Origin of the sequence: Syntrophaceticus schinkii, from assembly GCF_000946815.1 — a bacterium.
Taxonomy (GTDB): domain Bacteria; phylum Bacillota; class DSM-12270; order Thermacetogeniales; family Thermacetogeniaceae; genus Syntrophaceticus; species Syntrophaceticus schinkii.
This window is the reverse complement of record NZ_CDRZ01000056.1, coordinates 1-5608: the sequence shown is the minus strand read 5'-3', so window position 1 is coordinate 5608 and position 5608 is coordinate 1. Positions and strand designations below refer to the sequence as shown.

General features: G+C 45.9%; 5 protein-coding genes, 1 pseudogene and 1 riboswitch. All 6 genes and pseudogenes read left to right on the top strand.

Annotation, left to right across the window (positions count from 1 at the left end):
* Positions 1-255: 255 nt before the first annotated feature.
* A pseudogene (locus SSCH_RS03980) lies at positions 256-1722 on the top strand (molybdopterin dinucleotide binding domain-containing protein); the annotation flags it as partial.
* 2 nt (positions 1723-1724) lie between these two features.
* On the top strand, positions 1725-2546 hold the full coding sequence (locus SSCH_RS03975; protein WP_044664348.1) for a 4Fe-4S dicluster domain-containing protein: 822 nt from the start codon (positions 1725-1727) through the stop codon (positions 2544-2546).
* Between the two features lie 5 nt (positions 2547-2551).
* A complete protein-coding gene (locus SSCH_RS03970) occupies positions 2552-3235 on the top strand; it encodes a formate dehydrogenase subunit gamma (RefSeq protein ID WP_044664347.1) in 684 nt (227 codons plus the stop codon).
* A gap of 42 nt (positions 3236-3277) precedes the next feature.
* Positions 3278-4051, top strand: coding sequence for a formate dehydrogenase accessory protein FdhE domain-containing protein (locus tag SSCH_RS03965; RefSeq protein WP_044664346.1), 774 nt, complete (start codon positions 3278-3280; stop codon positions 4049-4051).
* Positions 4052-4232: 181 nt separating this feature from the next.
* Positions 4233-4353, top strand: a riboswitch (molybdenum cofactor riboswitch).
* 477 nt (positions 4354-4830) lie between these two features.
* Positions 4831-5394 carry a 4Fe-4S dicluster domain-containing protein gene (locus tag SSCH_RS03960; protein ID WP_044664345.1) on the top strand — a complete coding sequence of 188 codons (564 nt, stop codon included), beginning with the start codon at positions 4831-4833 and terminating at the stop codon, positions 5392-5394.
* An 8-nt stretch (positions 5395-5402) separates the two neighbouring features.
* On the top strand, positions 5403-5608 hold a 206-nt coding region (locus SSCH_RS03955), incomplete at its 3' end, for a hypothetical protein (protein WP_332306897.1).

Genomic DNA, 5608 nt, shown 5'->3' with positions numbered 1-5608 from the left:
TAGGACAAGAGATCGGGCAGTATTCTTGCTGATATGGAAAGGCAGCGTGCGACAGCGGGGTAAGGTAATTAAAGGGTAAGGATCCTCTCAGTATTCCATGACAGGTTTGGTTTGGGTGCTGGGGGATCTCTACATTATCCACACTATGCACACTGACTGGCATTATCTAGCTAGACTTTGATTGGCACCTGAATTCTCAACTTTATGGCAGACTGTCGCTATAATTCTTCCGTTATTGGCGGTGAGAATTGCAGCGTCAAATTGAGTGAGAGGCAACAGGATAAAGGGCAGTTCAAAATCCTCTTTAATTTTGGCTCCAACTCTACTGTTTCCATACCGGACAGAAAGATGGTGGCCAAGGGGCTTTCCAAACTTGATATGCTGGTTGTAGCCGACATATTCGAGGTTGAAACAGCCCAATTCTGGCGTGAACCGGGTTTAAACCCCAAAGACATTCAGACAGAGGTCTTTATGCTGCCGGCGGCTTTCGTTTATGAGAAGGCCGGTACAATGACCAACTCTTCACGCCTGGTTCAGTGGAAAGAGGTTGCCCTTGAGCCGCTCAATGAATCGTTGCCTGATCTGGATATCATAGACCACATCTTTAAGAGAATGCGTGAGCTTTATGCCGGAAGCACAGCTCCTAAAGATGCTCCGATTTTGAAGGCTCGTTGGAACTATGATGATGAGCATGGTGAACCGAGCCCGCTGAAAGTGCTGCAGGAACTCAATGGCTATGATGAGACCACAGGTGAGCTCCTATCCGCTTTAGGTGATTATTTGAGTGCACCGATTGGGACTGTTTCTACAGGATGCTGGGTTTATGCGGGTGTAACCGGAAAAGGAAACCTTGCTGCCCGCCGTGACGGCGCCGATAGCACAGATCTTGGCTTAAACAGAAACTTTGCCTTTGCCTGGCCGGGAAATATACGTGTTCTATATAACCGTGCTTCCTGTGATGCCCAGGGACAGCCCCTTGACCCGGAGCGCAAGCTGATTTGGTGGGATGCGGCTAAAGGCGAATGGACCGGGAATGACGGCCCAGATGTTGTTGATAAAACCAAGGGACCTGATACTCCGGAAGGGAAGATTGCCTTTAAGCAGAATCCGGAGGGTGTGGGCCGGCTGTTTGCAGCTGCTTATACCAGTGGTCTTCCAGTTACACCCTCTGCAGATGTTCTTCCAATCCGCAATGCAGGAATGTGTGTTGATGGACCATTGCCGGAATTCTATGAGCCTATTGAGAGTCCGGCAGAGAATATCCTGCATCCAAAGGTACAGAATAATCCTTGTGCCAACATTGTTTCCACTGAATTTGGCGATGTTAAAGAATATCCGTATGTTCTTACTACCTATGGTGTCTGCGAGCACTTCTGTGCCGGTGGAATTACCAGAAACATCCCCTGGCTCAATGAGATTATGCCCGAACCCTTTGCGGAAATCAGCAAGAACCTGGGTAAAAAACTCGGAATCAAAGAAGGGGATCAAGTCGAAGTATACTCCGCTCGTGGCAAGGTAAGGGTGCGTGCTCTGGTAACAGATCGCCTCCAAACTTACAAAATTAATGGGAAAGATCAGGAAACCATCGGCATGCCGTGGAGCTGGGGCTTCGCCAGCTTGAATCCTGGCCCAAGCACCAATAATATGACAATGGCTGCTTTAGATCCTGGGGCAGGAACTCCTGAGTATAAGTGTTGCCTTGTCAACATAAGGAGGGCATAACGATGACAAAGAAAATGGTTTTTGTTGATACTTCACTATGTACCGGTTGTCGAGCCTGTTCTGTGGCGTGCAAGGCATGGAACGAGCTCCCGGCGGAAAAGAATAAACTGATTACCAGCTACCAGTCACAAAAGGGGACTACACCTAAGACATGGACTTACGTCAGCTTCCATGAAAAATATGAAAATGGGAAAATGAAATGGCTGATGTTTAAACACCAGTGTTACCACTGTGAAGACCCTTCCTGTATGAAGGCTTGCTCTTCTAAGGCGATCTCTAAGACAAAATCGGGGTATACCGTTGTTGATTACGACAAATGTATTGGCTGCGGTTACTGTGTCGCAAACTGTCCGTGGGGTGTTCCCAAGGTAGACAAAACTACGAACAAAGTACGCAAATGCACCGGCTGTATTGATCGTGTCGAAAATGGCCTTGAGCCGGCATGTGTTAGTACCTGCCAACCCGGTGCACTGAGTTTTGGTGATCGTGATCAGATGCTGAAAAAAGCAAAGGATCGCCTTGCAGAGGTCAAGAAAACACACCCGAAAGCTAATCTGTACGGTGATCAAATAATGGGGGGCACAACGTATCTCTATTTACTGTTAGATGATCCAGATGTTTATGGGGTTCCGGCAAGTCCTGCTGCACCGGTATCACTGACCCTCTGGAAGGACATAATTCACCCCCTGGGTGGAATCGCGGCTGGTGTTGCGGGTGCAGCCATTGTCCTGGGGGTTGTTGCCAACGCTGTCAGGGGAAATTACAGCAAGCGATTAGAGGATAATGCCGGTGTCGAATCCCATATTGATGGTGAAGGGAGGTAAATAGAATGGATACAAAAACACTTGGGAATAAAGAAGTATACCGCTTTAGCTTGATAGAACGTATTTCTCACGGGGTTCATGGCGTTGCTTTTATTGTGTTGCTTTTCACAGGATTGGGAGTGCTGCTTACCGGTTTCCAACCCGCCATGAAGATTTTGGGTGGAATTGAAGTAACCCGTAATATTCATCGCATCGGTGGTGCGGTGGCTGTTGTATTAGTGGTGGTAGGCTTTGTGTTAGAGCCGAAGTTTCGGGGTTGGATTACATCCAGCTTTAAATTTGGCAAAGATGACTTCGCCTACGTCAAAAATTTCCCTGTAGAATTCTTTGGTGGACACGCGCCCTTCCCTCCACAAGGTAAATTCAATGGCGGAGAAAAGATGAACATTGCGTTGATGTTTATATCATGCGTGATTATTGCCATCACAGGGTTTATCATTTGGTTTCCCGCAGTATTTCCACAATGGCTTGTCCAGTGGTCCTACCCGGCGCATTCCGGATTCGTGCTATTGTTGGCAGCGGTATTTTTGATGCATTTCTATTTAGGAGTGCTTCACCCCGACTCAAACCAGGCCTTGAAGGGGATTTTCTTCGGGTGGGTGCCCGCTAAATTTGCTCGTGAACACTATGAGGAATGGTTTGATGAGGTTGCAGAAGAAGAGCCGGAAAAGATTAAGGTTGTTAGCTGAGGTTTAGTGTAGTCAATGCATAAGAACCGAGGGGATATTCTGATGGCTGCGAAAAAAGGCAAACTTGATGTTACAGAAGATGAAACAATTGAACAGGCTTTTCAAAAGTATCAACTATTAAAACAAATAGTTGATCAGTGGCAGCAAGAGCGCGGGCCAGATTGGCGCAATGTGCTCAGCCTGACCGAAAAGCCTCCCTATTTGCCTGTCCGGGACCTGCCGGTTAAAGCGATTATTGAGCTCTGGAAAAGATTAAATATTGCTGCAAAAGTAGAAATTCCGGATTCTGACCTCAGTGAAATAATGGCACAATTCAATAAAGATCAAAACACAGCAGACTTGGATGCAGAAATGTCAACCCGTTTGCATATGGCAATAAGAGGTGTTGCACAACTTGCCTGCGAAATGGCTAATCAGAAAGGAGTCACAGCACATAAATTCAGACAGACAGCGCCAGATGGCGCCAATACCGGTATGCGTTGCCCGGTTTGCGGCGAAGTCTCAATACTGGCTGTTCTGACATCGCCTGAAGGAAAGAGAGTGATGCACTGCACCTTATGCGGCTTTGAATGGCCGGTAAAACGGGTTGGATGTTTGCATTGTGGAAGTGAAGATGCAAAACAGCAAATATATCTCCAGAATGAATCTTTTCCAGGTATTGAGATGGTAGTTTGCCGGCTCTGTGGGCAGTACTGCAAGGAAATCAATGCCCGTGAGTTGTCTGTACAAGATTATGTGTGGGAGGATTTACGGACTCTCCCATTAAACTATGCAGCTGAACTCTGGTCAAAAGAACATGTGAAAAAGCTTCATTGATCCAGAAGTGTTAATGTAAGTGCTGTTGTTGAGCACGGAATAAACAGCTATGCTGTTATTCCGTGCTCTATTATTAATTCAAAACTTTTTACGGGTGCCTGGCGAGAAATATTTTTTCAGCAGGCAGGAAATCAATAAAAAATCTTGAATATTATACACTATAGTGATTGATTTTAGATGAACTAACAGTAATCTCCGAGCGTGCTGACCTAAATCTACAAGGATATGGTCAACAAGCCATTGGGTTGAGCAGGAAACTGCCAGGCCTCCCGTATTTGGAAAGGAGATTTCAATAATGTATAGGGAGGTCGGAGGTGTTCCCGAAAACTATATCCGGCCATCTTTGCTATTCTTAGCAGTTCTATCACAAGTTAACATTTAATATTTTAACATTGTGTCCACCACCTTTACTTTTTTAGCGGAGGCGGTTGGGCCAGACTGTATAACAACACTTTGAGCCACCCACTCATAATGCAATAGGTAAGCAGGGGTGCCCGGAGCAAAGGTATAATTTTTTTAATATGCCTTTGCTTGCTATTTTTTAAGGGTATTGATCTTAATAATTATATAATAACTACTTTGAGCCACCACCCAAACTACACTACTGGTATGCGGGGGTGCGGAGCATAGGTATAGTTTTATACTATATCTTTTTTCACTTGAAAGGGGGTCTTTATAGCAAAAAGTTATTGAAGCTATAATTAATAATAGGTCATAGTATGGTGCAGTTATTAATATTTGTAGGTAACTAATATATTGGTGAGGGGGTGATATGAAAAATGCAAAGTATAGAACTAACTTCTACTGTATCTACAGCAAGGGAATGGGGAAGAAAAATGAAGGCAGAGGGGATCGATCTTACCAACTGCTACCAGTGCGGCAAATGTAGTGCCGGCTGTCCGATGGCATCTGCTATGGATTATTCACCCAGGCAGATTATCAGGATGCTGCAGTTGGGGTTGGCTGATCAGGCCCTGCGGTCGCGCTCAATTTGGCTCTGTGCATCCTGTGAAACCTGTGCTACCCGCTGCCCGCGTGATGTGGATGTTGCCAAAGTAATGGATATTTTACGGATTGAGTCAGACCGTGCTGGTGTTGCTGCCATTCCGCATATTCCCATCTTCCACAAGACTTTTCTGGAGTCTGTGGAAAATCATGGTCGTGTTGCCGAAACAGAGTTGATGATGAAATTCAACATGCGGTCAGGAAAATTGTTTAACAATGTTGACTTGGGACCGAAGATGATGCAAAAGGGGAAATTACACGTTTTTGCTCCGAAGGTGGATGATGGAGGCGCAGTGAAGAAAATATTCGCAAGGGTTCGGGAAATGGGGGTTGATTGAGATGAAAGTTGCCTATTATCCTGGTTGCTCGCTGGATACCACAGGTATCGAATTCAGGCTTTCCACCGCCTGGTGTGCGAGCAAAGTGGGTCTTGATTTATGGGAACTGCCTGGTTGGAACTGCTGTGGTGCCAGTTCAGCCCATGCAAAGGATCATTTATTATCCTTGCTTTGCCTGCCCGCAATTTAGCCTGGCTGAAAAGAGGGCATGGAT

Coding starts and splice junctions, on each gene's coding strand:
- SSCH_RS03970 (WP_044664347.1), top strand. CDS start 2,552: ATGGATACAAAAACACTTGGGAATAAAGAAGTATACCGCTTTAGCTTG.
- SSCH_RS03965 (WP_044664346.1), top strand. CDS start 3,278: ATGGCTGCGAAAAAAGGCAAACTTGATGTTACAGAAGATGAAACAATT.
- SSCH_RS03960 (WP_044664345.1), top strand. CDS start 4,831: ATGCAAAGTATAGAACTAACTTCTACTGTATCTACAGCAAGGGAATGG.
- SSCH_RS03975 (WP_044664348.1), top strand. CDS start 1,725: ATGACAAAGAAAATGGTTTTTGTTGATACTTCACTATGTACCGGTTGT.